23 protein-coding genes, 1 rRNA gene and 2 other annotated features are annotated in these 19,300 nt (G+C 40.4%); all 24 genes read right to left on the reverse strand.

Annotation, left to right across the window (positions count from 1 at the left end; genetic code table 11):
* Positions 1 to 97 precede the first annotated feature (97 nt).
* The gene (locus tag HNR63_RS12570; protein WP_021095341.1) at positions 98 to 697 is read right to left on the reverse strand and encodes a class I SAM-dependent methyltransferase; all 600 of its coding nucleotides are present in this window, start codon (positions 695 to 697) and stop codon (positions 98 to 100) included.
* Between the two features lie 87 nt (positions 698 to 784).
* Positions 785 to 1,150: a 50S ribosomal protein L7/L12 gene (gene rplL / locus HNR63_RS12575; protein ID WP_003397647.1), complete on the reverse strand. Its 366-nt coding sequence runs from the start codon at positions 1,148 to 1,150 to the stop codon at positions 785 to 787.
* A 45-nt stretch (positions 1,151 to 1,195) separates the two neighbouring features.
* Positions 1,196 to 1,696 carry a 50S ribosomal protein L10 gene (gene rplJ, locus HNR63_RS12580; RefSeq protein WP_009361483.1) on the reverse strand — a complete coding sequence of 167 codons (501 nt, stop codon included), beginning with the start codon at positions 1,694 to 1,696 and terminating at the stop codon, positions 1,196 to 1,198.
* A gap of 42 nt (positions 1,697 to 1,738) precedes the next feature.
* Positions 1,739 to 1,884, reverse strand: a sequence feature (ribosomal protein L10 leader region).
* Positions 1,885 to 1,935: 51 nt separating this feature from the next.
* Positions 1,936 to 2,637, reverse strand: a complete 702-nt coding sequence (gene rplA / locus HNR63_RS12585) for a 50S ribosomal protein L1 (RefSeq protein WP_009361482.1) — start codon at positions 2,635 to 2,637, stop codon at positions 1,936 to 1,938.
* Positions 2,638 to 2,735: 98 nt separating this feature from the next.
* Positions 2,736 to 3,161, reverse strand: a complete 426-nt coding sequence (gene rplK, locus HNR63_RS12590; protein ID WP_003397643.1) for a 50S ribosomal protein L11 — start codon at positions 3,159 to 3,161, stop codon at positions 2,736 to 2,738.
* Between the two features lie 151 nt (positions 3,162 to 3,312).
* Complete coding sequence (gene nusG / locus HNR63_RS12595) at positions 3,313 to 3,846, reverse strand: transcription termination/antitermination protein NusG (RefSeq protein WP_042535881.1); 534 nt, start codon at positions 3,844 to 3,846, stop codon at positions 3,313 to 3,315.
* 118 nt (positions 3,847 to 3,964) lie between these two features.
* The gene (gene secE, locus HNR63_RS12600; RefSeq protein ID WP_021095343.1) at positions 3,965 to 4,147 is read right to left on the reverse strand and encodes a preprotein translocase subunit SecE; all 183 of its coding nucleotides are present in this window, start codon (positions 4,145 to 4,147) and stop codon (positions 3,965 to 3,967) included.
* A gap of 31 nt (positions 4,148 to 4,178) precedes the next feature.
* Positions 4,179 to 4,328: a 50S ribosomal protein L33 gene (gene rpmG, locus HNR63_RS12605; protein ID WP_042535879.1), complete on the reverse strand. Its 150-nt coding sequence runs from the start codon at positions 4,326 to 4,328 to the stop codon at positions 4,179 to 4,181.
* A gap of 63 nt (positions 4,329 to 4,391) precedes the next feature.
* Positions 4,392 to 5,042 carry an RNA polymerase sporulation sigma factor SigH gene (gene sigH, locus HNR63_RS12610; RefSeq protein ID WP_009361481.1) on the reverse strand — a complete coding sequence of 217 codons (651 nt, stop codon included), beginning with the start codon at positions 5,040 to 5,042 and terminating at the stop codon, positions 4,392 to 4,394.
* A 67-nt stretch (positions 5,043 to 5,109) separates the two neighbouring features.
* A complete protein-coding gene (locus HNR63_RS12615; RefSeq protein WP_021095344.1) occupies positions 5,110 to 5,619 on the reverse strand; it encodes an NYN domain-containing protein in 510 nt (169 codons plus the stop codon).
* 1 nt (position 5,620) lies between these two features.
* On the reverse strand, positions 5,621 to 6,358 hold the full coding sequence (gene rlmB, locus HNR63_RS12620; protein ID WP_085788796.1) for a 23S rRNA (guanosine(2251)-2'-O)-methyltransferase RlmB: 738 nt from the start codon (positions 6,356 to 6,358) through the stop codon (positions 5,621 to 5,623).
* Between the two features lie 3 nt (positions 6,359 to 6,361).
* Positions 6,362 to 6,787: a Mini-ribonuclease 3 gene (locus tag HNR63_RS12625; protein ID WP_042535875.1), complete on the reverse strand. Its 426-nt coding sequence runs from the start codon at positions 6,785 to 6,787 to the stop codon at positions 6,362 to 6,364.
* 4 nt (positions 6,788 to 6,791) lie between these two features.
* Positions 6,792 to 8,189: a cysteine--tRNA ligase gene (cysS, locus tag HNR63_RS12630; protein WP_085788794.1), complete on the reverse strand. Its 1,398-nt coding sequence runs from the start codon at positions 8,187 to 8,189 to the stop codon at positions 6,792 to 6,794.
* Positions 8,170 to 8,835 carry a serine O-acetyltransferase gene (gene cysE, locus HNR63_RS12635; protein WP_009361476.1) on the reverse strand — a complete coding sequence of 222 codons (666 nt, stop codon included), beginning with the start codon at positions 8,833 to 8,835 and terminating at the stop codon, positions 8,170 to 8,172. Before cysE ends, cysS begins: the two co-directional genes overlap by 20 nt.
* Before the next feature lie 53 nt (positions 8,836 to 8,888).
* Positions 8,889 to 9,110: a binding site (T-box leader), on the reverse strand.
* A 42-nt stretch (positions 9,111 to 9,152) separates the two neighbouring features.
* A complete protein-coding gene (gene gltX, locus HNR63_RS12640; RefSeq protein WP_181520905.1) occupies positions 9,153 to 10,613 on the reverse strand; it encodes a glutamate--tRNA ligase in 1,461 nt (486 codons plus the stop codon).
* 63 nt (positions 10,614 to 10,676) lie between these two features.
* The gene (gene ispF, locus HNR63_RS12645) at positions 10,677 to 11,159 is read right to left on the reverse strand and encodes a 2-C-methyl-D-erythritol 2,4-cyclodiphosphate synthase (protein ID WP_035063336.1); all 483 of its coding nucleotides are present in this window, start codon (positions 11,157 to 11,159) and stop codon (positions 10,677 to 10,679) included.
* Complete coding sequence (gene ispD / locus HNR63_RS12650) at positions 11,159 to 11,845, reverse strand: 2-C-methyl-D-erythritol 4-phosphate cytidylyltransferase (RefSeq protein ID WP_181520906.1); 687 nt, start codon at positions 11,843 to 11,845, stop codon at positions 11,159 to 11,161. The genes ispF and ispD overlap by 1 nt, the downstream gene beginning before the upstream one ends.
* A gap of 19 nt (positions 11,846 to 11,864) precedes the next feature.
* Positions 11,865 to 12,953 (reverse strand): PIN/TRAM domain-containing protein, encoded by a 1,089-nt coding sequence (locus HNR63_RS12655; RefSeq protein ID WP_085788790.1) that lies wholly within the window; start codon positions 12,951 to 12,953, stop codon positions 11,865 to 11,867.
* A gap of 91 nt (positions 12,954 to 13,044) precedes the next feature.
* Entirely contained in the window at positions 13,045 to 14,439 is a 1,395-nt protein-coding gene (gene radA, locus HNR63_RS12660) for a DNA repair protein RadA (RefSeq protein WP_085788789.1), read from the reverse strand.
* Positions 14,440 to 14,497: 58 nt separating this feature from the next.
* Positions 14,498 to 16,930 (reverse strand): ATP-dependent protease ATP-binding subunit ClpC, encoded by a 2,433-nt coding sequence (clpC, locus tag HNR63_RS12665; protein WP_021095353.1) that lies wholly within the window; start codon positions 16,928 to 16,930, stop codon positions 14,498 to 14,500.
* 20 nt (positions 16,931 to 16,950) lie between these two features.
* Positions 16,951 to 18,015 (reverse strand): protein-arginine kinase McsB, encoded by a 1,065-nt coding sequence (gene mcsB, locus HNR63_RS12670; protein WP_181520907.1) that lies wholly within the window; start codon positions 18,013 to 18,015, stop codon positions 16,951 to 16,953.
* 3 nt (positions 18,016 to 18,018) lie between these two features.
* Positions 18,019 to 18,561, reverse strand: coding sequence for a protein-arginine kinase activator protein McsA (gene mcsA, locus HNR63_RS12675; protein ID WP_021095354.1), 543 nt, complete (start codon positions 18,559 to 18,561; stop codon positions 18,019 to 18,021).
* Positions 18,562 to 18,575: 14 nt separating this feature from the next.
* Positions 18,576 to 19,037, reverse strand: a complete 462-nt coding sequence (locus tag HNR63_RS12680) for a CtsR family transcriptional regulator (protein ID WP_021095355.1) — start codon at positions 19,035 to 19,037, stop codon at positions 18,576 to 18,578.
* A gap of 170 nt (positions 19,038 to 19,207) precedes the next feature.
* Positions 19,208 to 19,300 (reverse strand): 5S ribosomal RNA (gene rrf / locus HNR63_RS12685); the annotation flags it as partial.

The following is a 19,300-nucleotide window of genomic DNA, read 5'->3' on the forward strand; positions in this document are numbered from 1 at the left end:
CTTTAAAACTAAAATTATACATACATACACAGCATACGTAAACTAAAAAAAATACACATTTAGCATTTTATAATGGTACCATACACAAAATTGAGCGTCAAGCTTTTTGTGCTCGAATAATAAAGTAACCTTTTTTCTTTTCCACAACATCAACTTCATCAAAAATCGTTTTTAACTTTTCTAATGCAGATGGAGCCCCTTGCTTCTTTTGAATGACAACCCATAACTGTCCGCCAGAAAGCAAGTAGTTTGCACTTTGTTCAAAAATCGAATGGACGACTGCTTTTCCAGCACGAATCGGTGGGTTTGTCACAATGGCAGCAAACGTTCCTTCTACTCGCTGAAATAAATCACTTATGTAAATTCGTGCATTTTCAATACCGTTTTGCTGTTTGTTTTTCTTGGCTAGTTCGATTGCTCGCTCATTTACATCGATCATATGCACAGTTCGATGCGGGAAATCTTTTGCTAGCGCTAAACCGATCGGCCCATATCCACAACCTACATCGAGAATATTTCCTTGCACATTCGGTTCAACAAATGTTTCAATTAGCAATCGCGAACCGAAGTCCACTTCTTTTTTTGAAAATACACCTTGATCGACCGTAAACAAAAACTGATGACCTCGCAACATATACGCCCATTGAAAAGGCTTACTTTCTACCGTTGGCCGTTCAGTATAGTAGTGATCACCCATCGTCTTCACCTCTCTTTCCTTCATTGTAAACGAACGAACATAAAAACACAAAGAAGCTCGCTACTACGAGCGAGCCTCTTTACATCATTACTTAATTTCAACTTTCGCGCCAGCTTCTTCAAGTTTCGCTTTAATTTCTTCAGCTTCTTCTTTAGAAACGCCTTCTTTAACTGGCTTTGGAGTGTTGTCTACTAAGTCTTTTGCTTCTTTTAAGCCAAGACCAGTAAGCTCACGCACAACTTTGATAACTTTGATTTTTTGTGCGCCGCCATCTGCAAGGATAACGTCGAATTCAGTTTTTTCTTCAGCAGCAGCACCAGCAGCAGCACCGCCAGCAACTACTACAGGAGCAGCAGCAGTTACACCAAACTCTTCTTCAATTGCTTTTACTAAGTCGTTTAATTCTAAAACAGTCATATTTTTAACCGCTTCAATGATTTGTTCTTTAGTCATGATCGATCTTCCTCCTTAATGTTTTAATTTTAGGCGATTTGTAAATTAAGCACCTTGTTCTTCTTTTTTCTCAGCAACTGCTTTTGTAACAAGAGCGAAGTTGCGGATTGGTGCTTGAAGAACGCTAAGCAACATAGAGAGCAAGCCTTCGCGAGACGGAAGCTCTGCAAGTGCCTTAACTTCTTCAAATGTCGCTACGTTACCTTCGATGATACCTGCTTTAATTTTTAACGCATCGTTCTTTTTCGCGAATTCGTTTAAAATTTTCGCAGGAGCAACGACATCATCATTGCTGAATGCGATCGCATTCGGACCTGTTAACGTTTCATCTAAACCTTCTAAACCTAACTCAGCAACAGCACGGCGAGTTAATGTGTTTTTGTACACTTTGAACTCAATCCCTGCTTCGCGAAGTTGCTTACGAAGTTCTGTAACTTGCGCGACATTTAAGCCACGGTAATCAACGATGATCGTTGATTTGCTCGCACGAAGCTTTTCAGCAATCTCCGCTACTAACTGCTGCTTTTGTTCAAGTACGCTGCTCATGTCAACACCTCCTGTAGAAGTTGAGTTTCAACACCACTTATACCGTCCAATGAAAAACCTCCATGTCAACGTAGACATGGAGGCCCCTGAAAGTGCAAGCATGCACTTATTTATCAGTTTCAACACCTCGGTAGGAAATTAAGCCTGCTTGAGGCACCTACTGTCTACGGTACAAATGATATTCGCTTTTCAAACAATGAATATTGTACTAAAGCGTTTCTAAAAAGTCAAGATCTATATTAGCGCGCAACAGCAACAGTAGAAGGATCCACTTTCACACCAGGGCCCATTGTTGAAGCAACTGTTACATTTTTCACGTATGTGCCCTTCGCTGCTGCTGGCTTCACTTTCAAGATTGTTTCGTAAATTGTTGTGAAGTTTTCTACTAATTTTTCTGTATCAAACGATACTTTACCGATTGGTACATGGATGTTTCCAGCTTTGTCAACGCGATATTCCACTTTACCAGCTTTAATTTCGTTGACTGCTTTCGCCACATCAAATGTAACTGTTCCTGTTTTAGGGTTTGGCATTAATCCTTTCGGTCCTAAAATACGACCGATTTTACCAACTTCACCCATCATGTCAGGAGTTGCGACGATGACATCAAACTCAAACCAACCTTGTTGAATTTTGTTGATGTAATCTGTATCGCCTACATAATCTGCGCCAGCTGCTTCAGCTTCTTTCGCTTTTTCACCTTTCGCAAGCACTAACACGCGGCGAACTTTACCTGTACCGTGCGGCAATACAACTGCACCACGGATTTGTTGGTCCGCTTTCTTCGGATCAACTCCTAAACGGAAAGCAACTTCTACTGTTGCGTCAAATTTCGCAACATTTGTCTTCTTCACTAATTCGATTGCTTCTTGCACATTATATGCTTTTGAGCGATCAATTAATTTCGCTGCCTCTAAGTAGCGTTTTCCTCTTTTTGGCATGTTTTATTTCCTCCTTTTGTGGTTTTAACGGAAAGACCTCCCACGAATAAAGGTTGCGAAAACTATATAGTCCGCTTCCGCAACCTTCTCCAGCCAGATTAGTCTTCGATGACGATACCCATGCTGCGCGCTGTTCCTTCGATCATGCGCATAGCTGCTTCAATGCTCGCCGCGTTTAAGTCTGGCATTTTTGTTTCAGCAATCTCGCGAACTTTGTCGCGCTTTACTGTTGCCACTTTATTACGGTTTGGCTCACCAGAACCAGACTCGATACCAGCCGCTTTCTTCAGTAATACAGCAGCAGGTGGAGTTTTCGTAATAAATGTAAATGAACGGTCTTCATATACCGTAATTTCAACAGGAATAATTAAACCTGCTTGATCAGCTGTACGAGCGTTGAATTCTTTACAGAATCCCATGATGTTAACACCAGCTTGACCTAATGCTGGACCGACTGGTGGTGCTGGATTCGCTTTCCCTGCAGGAATTTGCAATTTGACAACTTTAATTACTTTTTTAGCCACGAGACACACCTCCTTAAGTCCGTGATGTGGTATTAGGGATGTTCCCTCCCACTCCATATATGAAAACAATCATCGCATTCGTCTCAATGATTGAGACATACTGACCTTAAAATATTATCACTTTTCTTTCCTATTTGCAAGTTGTTTACTATTATATTTTTTCGATTTGCGAAAAGTCAAGTTCTACCGGTGTTTCACGTCCGAACATATCAACAAGCACGGTTACTTTTTGTTTTTCCATCTCAATTTCTTGAATCGTTCCAACAAAATTTGCGAACGGTCCTTCTTTAATGCGAACCGCTTCATTCAATTCAAAATCAAATTCTAATTCAATCAAGTCGACACCCATTCGTTTTAAAATTGCCGAAACTTCTTCTTCGAGAAGCGGGGTCGGTTTTGATCCAGCGCCAGCTGAACCAACGAATCCTGTTACCCCCGGCGTATTGCGGACAACGTACCAAGAATCGTCTGTCATAATCATCTCTACAAGCACGTAACCCGGGAATACTTTCTTTTTAACAACTTTCTTTTTGCCGCCCTTTGTGTCTGTTTCTTCTTCTTCAGGCACGATGACACGAAAAATTTTATCTTGCATACCCATCGATTCAACGCGCTTTTCTAAGTTCGTTTTTACTTTATTCTCATAACCTGAATACGTATGAATAACATACCAATTCTTTTCCATTAGCTGGGACGATACCGTCCTTCCCTCCCTAAACAAATCTTTTTTAGGCAAAATAAAAACCCGTTACCGGGCTTTATTTCTGTTTGTTATCTTCCATTATACCATGGATATACTAGTCCTATTCAAGTATAAAACGAACTAACTCTGAAATTCCTAAATCGACAACCGCAAAAAATATAGTGAAAAATGCCACTGTCGCTAAAACAGTAATCGTATAATTCACTAGTTCTTTTCGTTTCGGCCAGCTGACTTTTTTCATTTCGCGAACAACTTCGCGGAAAAATTTCGTTACTCGTTGCATATAAAACCCTCCAACGTCTCGGGATCATCAACTACTTTGTTTCACGGTGAATCGTATGCGTATTGCATGTTTTACAAAACTTCTTCATCTCAAGTCGTTCATGGTGTTGCGCCACATTTTTCATCGTTGAATAATTTCTGTTTAAACATTGGCTGCACGCTAAAATTACTTTTTTGCGCATACGTTTTCCTCCGATATACTACGTCTTAAAAACTGTATCACACAATATTTTTTTATGTCAATATTATAAACGAATCCCTTGAATTTCTACATACTTTTCAAGCTTGCGTTTTACGCGTTGCAACGCGTTGTCAATCGATTTCACATGGCGATTGAGTTCTTCAGAAATTTCTTGATATGATCGACCCTCTAAATAAAGAAGAAGCACTTTCCGTTCTAAATCGCTAAGCAGTTCAGTCATTTTTTCTTCAATATGATCGAACTCTTCGCGATTAATGATTAACTCTTCAGGATTTGTTATTTTCGTTCCCGAAAGAACGTCCATTAATGTACGGGCAGAATCATCTTCGTAAATCGGCTTGTCCAATGAAACATAACAATTGAGCGGAATATGTTTTTGGCGCGTAGCCATTTTTATCGCCGTAATCATTTGCCTTGTGATGCACAGCTCGGCAAACGCCTTGAACGATGACTGCTTATCTTCTTTAAAGTCTCGGATCGCTTTATATAATCCGATCATTCCTTCTTGTACAATATCTTCGCGATCTGCACCGACTAAAAAATATGAACGTGCTTTCGCTCGGACAAAGTTTTTATACTTATGAATTAAATAGTCAAGCGCCTCACTATCACCTTGATGCACAAGTTCTACAATCGTTTCATCTTCTAGTTGTTCATAACGGCTTTGTTGTTTTTCATTTGCATTTGCGCTCACGCCGATCCCCCCGCCCTGCACATGGATAAAAGTATTATACAGTACATTTTTTTACAGGGTCAATCGTTCATTTTTCCCCTCTTCGCCATTTTTCGAAAATTTTTGCGACTTCATCCGTCAGAGGAATTTTTGATATCGGCTTTTTTTGTTGAATATGCTTGACGTTGCTTGAAATATTTCGCTGCACCGCATCCACCTCAATGAGTAGCTCTCGTGCTGATTTGCGCAACGCCCCTTGACCAAAAATCGCCCATTGTTCTGTATAATCTGATGTAGCCACGTATACTTTCGTCCGAACTTTTTGGAGCGACTTTGCCAATTTCTCGATATGTTCATCTGCGGTTTCATTTTCTTTTGTGAAAATGACTTCTACTTGATGATCGACATATTTTTTTGTTGTTCCTTGTACGAGGTGTGCGTCAAAAACAATAATCACTTTACAGCCGGTAAATGCTTGATACTCCGCCATTCTCTCGACAAGTCGATCGCGCGCCAAAGCTAAATCTACATCCCGTAGTTCTCGCAATTCCGGCCAAGCACCGATGATGTTGTAGCCATCAACGATTAAAATATCCATCTTACTCACCTAATGGATGACGTTTTCGATACACCTCATACATTAACAAGCTAGCCGCAACGGAAGCATTTAACGATGTAACATGTCCAACCATCGGCAAGCGAACGAGCACATCGCACTTCTCCCGTAATAAACGGCTTATTCCTTTTCCTTCACTACCAATGACTAACGCTAACGGGATGACCCCATCTAGTTGGCGATAATCTTCATTTCCTTTTGCATCCGTTCCAAAAATCCAAACTCCCCGATCTTTCAATTCATCTACTGTTCGTGCTAAGTTCGTGACACGCGCAACAGGAACATGTTCAATTGCACCCGTTGACGCTTTTGCGACTGTTGCGGTCAAACCGACCGAACGACGCTTCGGAATAATAATGCCATGAGCACCTACTGCATCAGCCGTTCGCATAATGGATCCTAAATTGTGTGGATCTTCAAGTTCGTCTAAAATGATAAAAAATGGTGCCTCTCCACGTTCTTCGGCTTTTTTGAACAAGTCATCTACGTCGTAGTATCGATATGCCGCAACTTGCGCAATGACCCCTTGATGATTCCCTTCGCTTAACTGGTCCATCTTTTTTTTAGGAACGTATTGCACCGTAATTCCCATCTCTTTAGCAAGCTGGATAATCGGCTGCATTTGACCGCGTTGCGAACCTTCAGCAATCCATATTTTATTCATTTCTCGTCCGGATTTTAATGCTTCCAATACCGGGTTTTTACCGATAATGAGATCCATGCGTTACATCCCCCTTTCCTCATCATTGTGTTGTACATCAAACACCCATTGCATTAATTGATGAAGCCTCTCTTCATTCCCATTTAGAAAATGGTAGCCAATTAATGCTTCAAACCCTGTACTTTGACGATACGTTTGTACGTCTGTATTTTTCGGAGTGCTCACAGATTTTGCATTACGTCCACGTCGAACAACAGCAATTTCTTGCTCAGATAATTGATTGTGATTCAGCAACCATTGCAACACTTTCGCTTGTGCTTTAGCACAAACATACGTTTTTGCTAAGTTGTGTAAATCGTTTGGTTTTACTTTTCCTAAGGCAAGGAGATGATGCCGTACGAATAACTCGTATACGGCATCACCAATGTAAGCTAACGTTAAACCGTTTAACTGTTGAAAATCTTTAATTTTAGGAAACAAATGCAACATCGTTTTATCCTCTTCTCCATCTCGTTCCTTGTGGTGTATCTTCTAAAATGATGTTTTTAGCTTTTAACTCATCACGAATGCGGTCAGCTAAAGCGAAATCGCGATTTTTCCGCGCTTCAATTCGTTGTTGAATGAGCGCTTCAATTTCTTCATCAAGCAATTCATCTTGTTTTAAAGAAAGACCAAGGACATCAAAAAGCTGTTCAAATTGTTGTAAAAACTTTTGAATAACCGCTTCAGATGTATGTTTCTCCATCAAATATATGTTCGCTTGTTTAGCTAGTTCAAACAAAACCGCGATCCCGTTTGCTGTGTTAAAATCATCATCCATTTCGCGAATAAATTCGTTTTTTAACTCCTCAATTTTCGCTAACCACTGTTCATCATTTGTCGTTAAATTTGTACTACTTTCTAAACGATGTTTTACATTCGCATACGCTGTCTTTAGACGTTCTAACCCACTTTTTGCACTGTCAAGCAACGGCTGGCTATAGTTAATTGGATGACGATAATGAACCGAAAGCATGAAGAAACGCAACACTTGCGGATCAACTTGCTTAATAATGTCATGCACTAAAATAAAGTTTCCAAGCGACTTTGACATTTTTTCATTATCGATATTAATATAGCCATTGTGCAACCAATATTTCGCAAAAACTTTCCCTGTTAACGCTTCTGATTGGGCAATTTCATTCTCATGGTGTGGGAACGTTAAATCTTGCCCACCGGCATGAATGTCAATCGTATCTCCTAAATATTTACGCGCCATGGCTGAACATTCAATATGCCATCCTGGTCGACCTTTCCCCCATGGACTATCCCAGTAAATTTCCCCTTCTTTTGCTGCTTTCCATAACGCAAAATCAAGAGGATCTTCTTTTTTCTCCCCAACCTCAATACGAGCGCCTGATTTTAATTCGTCAATCGATTGATGCGATAGTTTCCCGTAATCAGAGAAGCGACGTGTGCGATAATATACATCGCCGTCAACTTCGTACGCATATCCTTTTTCGATGAGCTGTTCAATAAATTCAATGATCGTATCAATGTTTTCTGTCACACGAGGATGAACATCTGCCTTTTTGCAACCAAGCGCTGTAATATCTTCGAAATACGCTTCAATAAACCGCTCTGCAATAGTCGGCACGTCTTCTCCTAGTTCTCTTGCCGCTCGAATAAGTTTATCGTCTACATCGGTGAAATTAGAAACATATTGAACTTCATACCCACGAAATTGTAAGTAGCGGCGAATAGTATCAAATACAATAGCCGGACGGGCATTGCCAATATGAATATAGTTATATACTGTCGGTCCGCACACATACATTTTTACTTTATTTGGTTCTAATGGGATAAACGGCTCCTTTTTTCGCGTTAACGTATTATACACTTGAATGCTCATGGTTCACCGTTCCTTTCTTTAGTTCTTCTAATTGTGTTTTTAGTTGCTCAATTTCTGCTTCTAACTCTTTAAAACGATCTGCAATTGGATCCGGTAAATCACAATGATTTAAATCTTTATTGACACGCACTCCATTTTGTACAACGACACGCCCTGGAATACCGACAACCGTTGAGTTCGGTGGTACATCTTTCAACACAACCGAACCGGCCCCAATTTTACTATTCTCCCCAATAGTAATGGAACCAAGCACTTTCGCACCGGTAGCAATCAAGCAGTTATCTTTAATCGTCGGATGACGTTTTCCTTTCTCTTTGCCTGTTCCACCGAGTGTGACACCTTGATACACCGTTACGTTATCACCGATCTCACACGTTTCCCCGATGACAACTCCCATGCCGTGATCGATGAAAAAGCGGCGACCAATTTTTGCCCCCGGGTGAATTTCAATACCGGTAAAAAAGCGGCTAATTTGTGAAATAAGGCGAGCTAAAAAGTAAAATTTTCGCTTATAAAGCGCATGTGCAATGCGATGTGCCCAAATCGCATGTAACCCAGAATACGTTAAAATGACTTCTAAATAACTTCTTGCTGCTGGATCTTGTTCGAAAATCACTTCAATGTCTTCTTTTAATGTTTTAAACATGCTGTTCCCCCCTTTGTTATCTTCTAAATAAAAAACGTCTCTGTGTACGATGACACAGAGACGCTTCATTAGCGCGGTTCCACTCTGTTTAGCCAAAAGGCTCACTCTTGCCCTTATAACGGAAGGGAATCCGCTCCATTCTACTGCAGAACGTCTCTGGTTCGAAAGGAGGCTCCGAGGTGCATTTCAAAAGAATCGAGCATAAACCACTTCCAGCCAAGGTGGTTCTCTCTGACATGCTGACTCTTTTTACTTCTCCTCATCGACGCTTTCACCGATATGACTTACACCTATTTTATTATATAGACAAAGAAATGTTAACCGATCAATTTCGCTAATCGGGACATAACCGTTTCTTTTCCGAGCAAACGAATAGCCTCCGGAAGCTCTGGACCGTGCGTTTGTCCGGTTACCGCTACACGGATCGGCATAAACAAGTTTTTCCCTTTTTGTCCCGTTTCCTTTTGTACCGCTTTAATTACCGCTTTAATATGATCACTATCAAACGTTGCAAGCTGCTCTACTTGCTCATAAAATGCTTTTAACACAAGCGGTACTTGCTCGCCACCTAAAACAACCTTCGCTTCTTCATCATACTCGATTTCTTGCTTAAAGAACAACTCTGATAACTGAACAATTTCGGCACCGTAACTCATTTGCTCTTGGTATAGCGCAATTAAATCACGAGCCCATTGTTTTTGTTCATCGGTCATTTGTTCTGGCAAGCGCCCCGCTCGAATTAAATGAGGAAGCGATAATTCAACTAGTCGATCTAAATCAAGCTTTTTAATATATTGGTTGTTCATCCATGTCAGTTTCTGCTTATCAAACATCGATGGAGATTTTGATAAGCGTGAAACATCAAAAATGCGAATAAGTTCTTCTTTTGAGAAAATCTCCTCTTCTCCTTCAGGAGACCAGCCCAACAGCGCAAAAAAGTTAAACATCGCTTCTGGTAAATATCCAAGCTCTTTATATTGGGAAACGAATTGAATAATTGACTCATCGCGCTTTGATAATTTTTTGCGATTTTCATTCACAATAAGCGTTAAATGTGCGTATTTTGGTGGCTCCCAACCGAAATATTCATATACCATTAACTGTTTCGGCGTGTTCGATAAATGCTCTTCGCCGCGAAATACATGTGTGATTTTCATTAAATGATCATCAATCACGACAGCGAAGTTATACGTTGGGATACCGTTCGCTTTTACGATGACCCAATCACCGATATCTTTCGATTCAAAAGATACTCGACCGCGCACCATATCTTCAAATTCATATACTTTTCCTTCTGGTACTTTTAAACGAATCGTATAAGGCTTGCCTTCCGCTTCTAGCTGTTGAACTTGCTCTGGAGTTAAATGACGGCATTTTCCGCTGTATTGTGGCGCTGCAATACCTGCCGCTTTTTGCGCCTCACGCTCTTGTTCTAACTCCTCAGGTGTACAAAAACATTTGTATGCATGTCCTTTTTCTAACAATTCGTTTGTATATTGGCGATATATGTGCAGACGCTCCGTTTGGCGATAAGGACCGTATCCACCATCTTTATCTACGGATTCATCATACTCAATACCGAGCCATTTCAAGTTTTCAAGTTGTGATTGCTCGCCACCTTCTACATTTCGCTCAATATCTGTATCTTCAATGCGAACGATAAATTTTCCTTCATGATGACGAGCAAACAAATAGTTAAATAACGCTGTGCGCGCACCACCAATATGTAAATGACCCGTCGGACTCGGTGCGTAACGCACCCTTACTTCCTGTGACATGCCATAACCTCCATCTACCTAATTTCTGTACCTCATTGTACCGTAAACGACATACAAAATCCATCATTCATTATTTTTTTGTAACAAAATGACGGCTTGTGCGGCAATTCCTTCTTCTCTCCCTGTAAAGCCAAGCTTTTCTGTCGTTGTCGCTTTGACGTTTACTTGTGAAACATCTCCTTCTAACAACTCGGCAATTCGTTTTTGCATGTTTGCAATATATGGCGCCATTTTCGGTTTTTGTGCAATAATTGTACAGTCAACATTCACAAGCGTATACCCATGTTGGCGTACAAGGCTCCATACACGTTGTAATAAGAGTGCAGAGTCAGCATCTTTGTAAGCCTCATCTGTATCCGGAAAATGTTTTCCAATATCTCCTTGACCGATCGCTCCTAAACATGCATCAGCAATTGCATGAAGCAATACGTCCGCATCGGAATGTCCGAGCAACCCTTTTTCATACGGAATGTGTATTCCACCAATGATAAGTGGACGCCCTTCAGCAAACTGATGGACATCAAACCCTTGTCCAATTCGATACATCATCGATCCCCTCTCGCACGTAAAATGGCTTCCGCAAATAATAAATCTTCTTGTGTTGTAAGTTTAATGTTCGTATATTCTCCTTCTACAACAACGACGCGATGACCGATCCGCTCAACGAGACTCGCATCATCTGTTCCGATAAACTGTTCTTTTTTCGCTCGTTCATGAGCATCAATAATTAATGGCATGGAAAAAGCTTGTGGCGTTTGTACAGCCCACAAGCTCGATCGATCGACCGTTTTTTCAACTTGGCCATCGATCACCTGTTTCATCGTATCTTTGACAGGAACAGCTAACACAGCTGCTCCCGTTTTTTTTGTTACTCGAACGAGTTCGTGAATTTTACTTATCGTTACAAACGGACGAGCACCATCGTGAATGAGTACAATATGACCGTCATTCACCGCTTTTAACCCATTATAGACGCTCTGCTGTCTTTCTTCCCCTCCTGAAACGAGGGCTTTCACTTTTTTTATTTCAAAACGATGAAGCATATGAACAAACTGCTCACGTTCTTGATCATTAATGACTAACACAATGCCTTGACAAAAATCATCTCGTTCAAATACACGTAACGTATGGATAATAACGGGTACTCCTTCAAGCTCGATAAATTGTTTATTCATTCCTGCATTCATTCGTTTTCCTTGACCAGCTGCCGGTATAACGACATGATAATTCATTTTCCTAACTCCTAACAGCTTATAATGCTTTTTCAAGTAGCTTTAGTTTAGCAAAAATCATTCTTCCAGCTGATGTTTGTAACACGCTCGTCACGAGCACATCAACTCGTTTTCCGATATAGTCCTTCCCATCTTCTACAACGATCATCGTTCCATCATCTAAATAAGCAACACCTTGATTTTGTTCTTTCCCATCTTTAATGACATGAACATTTAATTCTTCTCCCGGAAGAACAATCGGTTTTACCGCGTTCGCTAAATCGTTAATATTTAACACAGGAACATTTTGTAATTCACACACTTTATTTAAGTTGAAGTCATTTGTCACAACAACTCCTGATGTCAATTGCGCCAATTTTACAAGCTTGCTGTCGACTTCTTGAATTCCTTCAAAATCGCCTTCGTATATTTCAACGTTAATAGCTAACTCTTTTTGAATACGGTTTAAAATATCTAACCCTCTTCGTCCGCGATTTCTTTTTAACGCATCGGAAGAATCAGCAATATGTTGCAATTCTTCTAGAACAAAGCGTGGAATGACAATCGTCCCTTCCAAAAAGCCCGTTTGACAAATATCCGCAATACGACCGTCAATAATGACACTCGTATCTAAGATTTTCAGCGATTTACCTTTTTTCTCTTCTTCTTCGCTACCTTTTTTCTTTCCTGTCCGATTTGGCAAAGAAAATAAGTTCATTAACTCATCGCGCTTTTTAAATCCGACTTGAAATCCTAAATACCCTAACAATAGCGTAAGGAAAATGGGCAAGATCGTATTAACAAGCGGAATTTGAATAGAGTTTAATGGAATAACGATTAAAAAGGCTACAATCAATCCGAAAATTAAACCGAGACTTCCAAATAACAAATCAGTTACAGGTGCTTTGACTAACGTTTCTTCCATCCAATGAATAAGTCCAACCACATGATCGACTAACCAAAACGTGAGAAGGAATACGATGATCGCACCAACTGGGGCCGCTACATATGGGCTATCGACATAAGGAAAATCGTCTAAGTGCAACAGCTTCAACAAAGTAGGAAAGAAAATGATTCCTAACATACCCCCAGTAATTAAAAAAGATGCTTGCACAATTCGTTTTAACACGTTTTTTTCACCTCCTCTATTACATTATAAACAGTTTCCAATGTTTGAAACCAATCTGAACATGATTTTTAATGATTTTTTAATGGTTTTGTTAAAATATTGGGCGATTTTTCCCTTCTCCTAATGCATAATATAGCGCTTCTTCTACATTGGCCACCCCAATAACTTCAACATCTTTTGGAATGTTCCAGCCACCGATGTTGCTTTTTGGAATAATGATGCGTTGAAAGCCGAGCTTCGCAGCTTCTTGTACACGCTGTTCAATGCGAGACACGCGACGTACTTCACCTGTCAATCCGACTTCCCCAATCACGACATCCGTATGATTTGTTGGTTGATCACGAAAACTCGAAGCAATACTTACAGCAATGGCTAAGTCAATCGCAGGTTCATCTAACTTTATGCCACCAGCTACTTTTAAATAAGCATCTTGGTTTTGGAGGAGCAAACCAACCCTTTTTTCAAGCACAGCCATTAGTAAAGAAACGCGATTATGATCTATTCCTGTTGCCATTCGACGCGGCGTTCCAAAGCTAGTCGGTGATACTAATGCTTGAATTTCCACTAACACCGGTCTCGTTCCTTCCATAGAAGCAACGACCGTTGATCCAGCAGCTCCTTTAGAGCGCTCTTCTAAAAAAATTTCTGATGGGTTTTTTACTTCAGCTAGCCCTGCTTCTTTCATTTCGAAAATACCGATTTCATTTGTAGAACCAAATCGATTTTTCACCGCCCGTAAAATACGATACGTATGATGACGCTCTCCTTCAAAATACAATACGGTGTCAACCATATGCTCTAAAATGCGTGGTCCGGCAAGCGCCCCTTCCTTCGTAACATGCCCAACAATAAAAATCGCAATCCCTTTCGTTTTAGCTACTCGCATCAACTCTGCTGTACATTCACGAACTTGTGAAACACTCCCTGGTGCAGATGTGATCTCTGAGCGATATATCGTTTGAATCGAGTCGATGACAACGAACGCTGGCTTCATGTCATCAACAGTTTGGATAATATGCTCTAAATTTGTTTCAGACAAAACATATAAATGTTCAGCAGTTACATGTAACCGCTCGGCGCGCAACTTCGTTTGTTTTACTGATTCTTCCCCGGAAATATATAATACAGGATGAGCATCGTTTGCGAGTTGAGCACAAATTTGCAACAATAATGTTGATTTCCCAATACCAGGATCCCCACCAATCAAAACAAGGGAGCCACGAACAATTCCACCCCCGAGCACGCGATTAAACTCTGTAAACTTCGTATCGATTCTCGGTTCTTGTGTTGTTTCTACCGTCGTAATCGATACAGGCTTGGCTGCTACCCCTTCTGTATGCACAAATAGCGCACGGTTATGTGGTTTTACTATTTCCGTTTCTTCGACCATTGCGTTCCATGAATGACAGCCTGGACATTTCCCCATCCATTTCGCAGTTTCATATCCACAATGTTGACAAACGAATTTCGTTTTCCGCTTAACCATTACTCCATTCCTTTCATTATGAAAAACAAGGTATGCGTGTAAGCATACCTTGTTTTCGTTATTTTACTGTCTCTGTTGTTAACACAACAAACTGACCGTCTTTTACGTCCATAACAACTTTTTGTCCGCTTCCAATCGTTCCTTTTAACAGTTCTTCAGATAAACGATCTTCAATATGTTTTTGAATTGCTCGACGCAATGGACGCGCTCCGTACTCTAAATCGTAACCTTCTTCTGCTAATTTTTCAATTGCGGCATCCGTTAATTCTAAATCGATTTGTTGTTCTTGTAGGCGTTTTTTCAATTGCTCAACCATTAATGAAACAATTTCGTTCAAATGTTTCTTTTCAAGTGAATGGAAAACAATAATTTCATCAATTCGGTTTAAAAACTCCGGACGGAACGCCTTTTTCAACTCGTCCATCACTTTCCCTTTCATATCTTTATATTGTTGGCTTTCGTCTTGCACATTAAAGCCGACATATTTATTTCTTTTTAAAGCGTCAGCACCAACGTTTGATGTCATAATAATAATCGTATTGCGGAAATCAACTGTGCGTCCTTTCGAATCTGTTAAACGTCCATCTTCTAGCACTTGTAATAAAATGTTAAATACATCTGGATGCGCTTTTTCAATCTCATCTAACAAGATGACAGAATACGGTTTGCGGCGAACTTTTTCGGTTAATTGTCCACCTTCTTCATAGCCGACGTACCCTGGAGGTGAACCGACAAGACGTGATGTCGAATGTTTCTCCATATATTCAGACATATCGATACGAATCATCGCATCTTCATCACCAAACATCGCTTCAGCAAGCGCTCGTGCTAACTCTGTTTTTCCTACACCCGTTGGTCCAAGGAAAATAAACGAGCCAATCGGGCGCTTTGGATCTTTTAATCCTGCCCGAGCACGACGAACCGCTTTTGCAACGGCCTTCACCGCCTCTTCTTGCCCAATGACACGAGAATGTAAAATCTCCTCTAACTTTAATAATCGTTCTGTTTCTGTTTGAGCTAATTTAGATACCGGAATTCCGGTCCAACTTGACACAACAGCCGCAATATCTTCTACAGTCACTTCAGAGTTTTCTTGACCTTGTTTCTCTTTCCATGCTCGCTTTGTTTCTTCAAGTTGTTCGCGTAATTTTTGTTCCGCATCGCGTAATGATGCTGCTTTTTCAAACTCTTGGCTTTGTACAGCTGCATCTTTTTCTTTGCGAATTTCCTCAAGTTTTTGTTCGAGCTCTTTTAAATTTGGTGGAGTCGTAAACGAACGTAAACGTACTTTCGAGCAAGCTTCGTCAATTAAATCAATTGCTTTATCTGGTAAAAATCGATCCGAAATATAGCGGTCTGAAAGCTTCACTGCCTGCTCAATCGCCTCATCTGAAATAGAAACGCGATGGTGAGCTTCGTAACGATCTCGCAAACCTTTTAAAATTTGAATAGATTCCTCAACCGTCGGTTCCCCAACATGAATTGGTTGGAAGCGTCTTTCTAACGCTGCATCTTTTTCAATATATTTTCGGTATTCATCTAACGTTGTCGCCCCAATGCATTGTAATTCCCCGCGAGCAAGAGAAGGTTTCAAAATATTTGACGCATCAATAGCCCCTTCAGCACCGCCAGCTCCAATGAGCGTATGCAATTCGTCAATAAACAAAATGATGTTGCCAGCCTGGCGAATTTCATCCATCACTTTTTTCAATCGATCCTCAAATTCCCCGCGATATTTTGTTCCTGCAACGACTGTTCCCATATCAAGCGTCATGACACGCTTATCGCGAAGTGTCTCTGGCACTTCGTTATTGACAATTTGTTGAGCTAGTCCCTCGGCAATCGCCGTTTTCCCTACACCTGGCTCTCCGATTAAAACAGGATTATTTTTCGTCCGGCGACTTAACACTTCAATGACACGTTGAATTTCTTTACTTCTTCCAATCACAGGGTCTAAACCGCCTTCACGTGCAATAGCTGTTAAATCACGTGCTAAACTGTCTAATGTCGGCGTGTTCGCATGCGTTGTTCCCCCATGATGTCCTGAGGCCGATTCGTTGCTTCCTAATAATTGAAGCACTTGCTGACGAGCTTTATTTAGGCTTACCCCTAAATTATTTAAAACACGTGCAGCAACACCTTCTCCTTCACGAATAAGTCCAAGTAAAATATGCTCTGTTCCAACGTACGAATGTCCAAGCTTTCTAGCTTCATCCATTGACAATTCAATCACTTTTTTTGCGCGAGGCGTATAGTGAATCGTTTGTCCTACTTCGTTTCCACGTCCAATGAGTGATTCTACTTCTTTTTGAATTTTATCTGGTCCTAATCCAAGCGCCATAAGCGCTTTTGCTGCAATTCCTTCCCCTTCGCGAATTAAGCCAAGCAAAATGTGCTCTGTTCCAATATTGTTATGTCCCAAACGAACCGCTTCTTCTTGTGCTAGTGCTAACACTTTTTGTGCTCGCTCTGTAAAACGTCCGAACATCATTCTCATCAACCTCCTTTAATTTACTTCCATTGGTATAATCGTTCACGAATGAGTGATGCACGGCGAACATCTCGCTCTTGCGGACGCAACGCACCACCTGCATATTTTTGTAAAAAACCGGGCTGTGTCAAAATCATTAGCTCTGTTAAAATCGTTTTTGGCACGTTCGTAATATACCCTAAATCAATACCTAATCGTACATCGGATAAACATTGTGCCGCTTCTTTTGAACCGATGATTCGACTGTTCGTTAAAACACCGTAAGAACGATATACCCTATCTTCTAATTGTATGTTAGAAGTTTTGACTAATGCCTCACGAGCCATTCGCTCTTGTTCAATTAATTGACGAACAACTCCCGTTAAATCCTCGACAATATCTTCTTCACTTTTTCCTAATGTAATTTGATTTGATATTTGAAAAATATTCCCTAATGCTTCACTGCCTTCTCCATACGTGCCACGAACAACTAAACCAAGCTGATTAATAGCTGGAATTACTTGATTTATTTGTTGTGTTAATACAAGTCCTGGTAAGTGCATCATAACGGATGCACGTAATCCTGTCCCCACGTTTGTTGGGCAACTAGTTAAATATCCGTATTTTTCATCAAAAGCATAGTCGACATGTTGTTCAATGCAGTCGTCTAAAGCGTTAGCCATTTTTAACGCTTCTTTTAATTGAAAGCCTGCAAACAAACATTGAATACGAATATGATCTTCCTCATTGATCATAATGCTTGCTTCTTCTTGTTCCGATAATAAACATGCACCAAATGTACAATCTTCAGCTAAATGAGGACTAATCAAATGTTTTTCGACTAACACACGCTTTTCAATCGATTGTAATTCATTCATTTTTAATAAGAAAAAGGGACCGATATGACCGAGACGTCTTTGTGAAAATAACTGTTCAAACAATTGAACGATTTGCATCGCTTCTTCATTTGTAAATACGGTCGGGAACGAGTATTGTTTCATGTTTCTCGCTAGACGAATGCGACTACTTAACACAATGTCGGAATCTGGACCTTCTTCGTTCATCCATGGGCTTAGAGCGCGTTGAAAAAATACATATTCATTCATATATCAAGCGCCCCCTTCTGCGTTTAGTTTTGTCTCAAGCTCCCGAATTTGATCACGCACTTCAGCGGCTTTTTCGAACTGTTCTTTAGCAATAAGCTCCTGTAACATTTGTTTTAACTGTCCAATTTGTTTACGAACATATAATGTGCCACCGACCCGCTTCGGAATTTTCCCTTCATGGGCTACATGCCCGCCATGCAGTCTTCGGAAAATAGGGGGCAAATAGGTACGAAACGTCTCATAGCAACTCGCACAACCAAAGCGACCAACTTTTACAAATTGGGCATATGTCATTTTGCAATGCTCGCATTGTAATATATGCTCATTATGAAAAGAGGGCGCTTTTGGTTCTTTTAGTGATGCATCCATATTTAATAATCCTGCAATTAAATTGTTAATGGAAAAAGCGCCTTGATGAGGGAACATAAACATTTCACCTTTTTCATGCGCACATTGTTCACAAAGATGAATTTCTGTTTTTTCCCCATTCACAATTTTAGTAAAATGAAGCGTCGCTGGCCGTTGATTGCATTCTTGACATATCAAAGTATTCACCCTCTTTACATATACTTTAGCGATGTCAGCATTGCTTTTAATATGCGTGCACGCAGTTCATCACGATCAGGAAGGTCAATAGACAAAACTGCGCGATCAATAATGCTTAACATCATATTCGCTTCCCGCTGTGAAATTACCTTTTCATCTAACAATCGTTGAATAATATGTTCTCCATTCGTTTGACTAATTCGATCCCGAACGATGGACAATAAATGGTCAATGAGCTGAGAAGCATTTTGGGCTTTTACTTTCATAATACGAATGTAACCGCCACCGCCCCGTTTACTTTCAACAATATATCCTCTCTCTAACGTAAAACGCGTATTAATGACATAGTTAATTTGCGAAGGAACACACTGAAATTTATCCGCAATTTCACTTCGTTTAATCTCGACGATATCTTTTCCGCTCATATTTAACACTTGCTTTAAATATTGCTCAATGACATCAGAGATATTCCTCACATAATCCCTCCTCTGTCAGTTGACTTTGACTATATTTGACTTTAATTTTAATATATACGGAATTCTGCAAAAATGCAAGAATCCCTTCTTTTCTTCTCATATATTTTACCCATTGCATTCACTCAATAAAACAAAAAGACCAAGACAATTTTCGTCTTGGTCTTCTCTTTGCCCGGCAACGTCCTACTCTCGCAGGCGGTGTCCCGCCAACTACCATCGGCGCTGGAGAGCTTAACTTCCGTGTTCGGGATGGGAACGGGTGT

This window comes from Anoxybacillus ayderensis, from assembly GCF_013761015.1.
In the GTDB taxonomy this organism is placed as follows: domain Bacteria; phylum Bacillota; class Bacilli; order Bacillales; family Anoxybacillaceae; genus Anoxybacillus; species Anoxybacillus ayderensis.

Excerpts from the sequence above, each read along its gene's own strand:
- HNR63_RS12625 (WP_042535875.1), bottom strand. The coding sequence starts at position 6,787 with ATGTTGCATTTGTTTCCTAAAATTAAAGATTTTCAACAGTTAAACGGT.
- HNR63_RS12615 (WP_021095344.1), bottom strand. The coding sequence starts at position 5,619 with ATGGATATTTTAATCGTTGATGGCTACAACATCATCGGTGCTTGGCCG.
- ispD (WP_181520906.1), bottom strand. The coding sequence starts at position 11,845 with ATGAATTATCATGTCGTTATACCGGCAGCTGGTCAAGGAAAACGAATG.
- nusG (WP_042535881.1), bottom strand. The coding sequence starts at position 3,846 with ATGGAAAAGAATTGGTATGTTATTCATACGTATTCAGGTTATGAGAAT.
- radA (WP_085788789.1), bottom strand. The coding sequence starts at position 14,439 with ATGGTTAAGCGGAAAACGAAATTCGTTTGTCAACATTGTGGATATGAA.
- rpmG (WP_042535879.1), bottom strand. The coding sequence starts at position 4,328 with ATGCGCAAAAAAGTAATTTTAGCGTGCAGCCAATGTTTAAACAGAAAT.
- rlmB (WP_085788796.1), bottom strand. The coding sequence starts at position 6,358 with ATGGATCTCATTATCGGTAAAAACCCGGTATTGGAAGCATTAAAATCC.
- rplJ (WP_009361483.1), bottom strand. The coding sequence starts at position 1,696 with ATGAGCAGCGTACTTGAACAAAAGCAGCAGTTAGTAGCGGAGATTGCT.
- mcsB (WP_181520907.1), bottom strand. The coding sequence starts at position 18,015 with ATGAATGAATATGTATTTTTTCAACGCGCTCTAAGCCCATGGATGAAC.
- HNR63_RS12570 (WP_021095341.1), bottom strand. The coding sequence starts at position 697 with ATGGGTGATCACTACTATACTGAACGGCCAACGGTAGAAAGTAAGCCT.
- rplL (WP_003397647.1), bottom strand. The coding sequence starts at position 1,150 with ATGACTAAAGAACAAATCATTGAAGCGGTTAAAAATATGACTGTTTTA.
- ispF (WP_035063336.1), bottom strand. The coding sequence starts at position 11,159 with ATGTATCGAATTGGACAAGGGTTTGATGTCCATCAGTTTGCTGAAGGG.
- cysS (WP_085788794.1), bottom strand. The coding sequence starts at position 8,189 with ATGAGCATTCAAGTGTATAATACGTTAACGCGAAAAAAGGAGCCGTTT.
- clpC (WP_021095353.1), bottom strand. The coding sequence starts at position 16,930 with ATGATGTTCGGACGTTTTACAGAGCGAGCACAAAAAGTGTTAGCACTA.
- gltX (WP_181520905.1), bottom strand. The coding sequence starts at position 10,613 with ATGTCACAGGAAGTAAGGGTGCGTTACGCACCGAGTCCGACGGGTCAT.
- cysE (WP_009361476.1), bottom strand. The coding sequence starts at position 8,835 with ATGTTTAAAACATTAAAAGAAGACATTGAAGTGATTTTCGAACAAGAT.
- rplA (WP_009361482.1), bottom strand. The coding sequence starts at position 2,637 with ATGCCAAAAAGAGGAAAACGCTACTTAGAGGCAGCGAAATTAATTGAT.
- secE (WP_021095343.1), bottom strand. The coding sequence starts at position 4,147 with ATGCAACGAGTAACGAAATTTTTCCGCGAAGTTGTTCGCGAAATGAAA.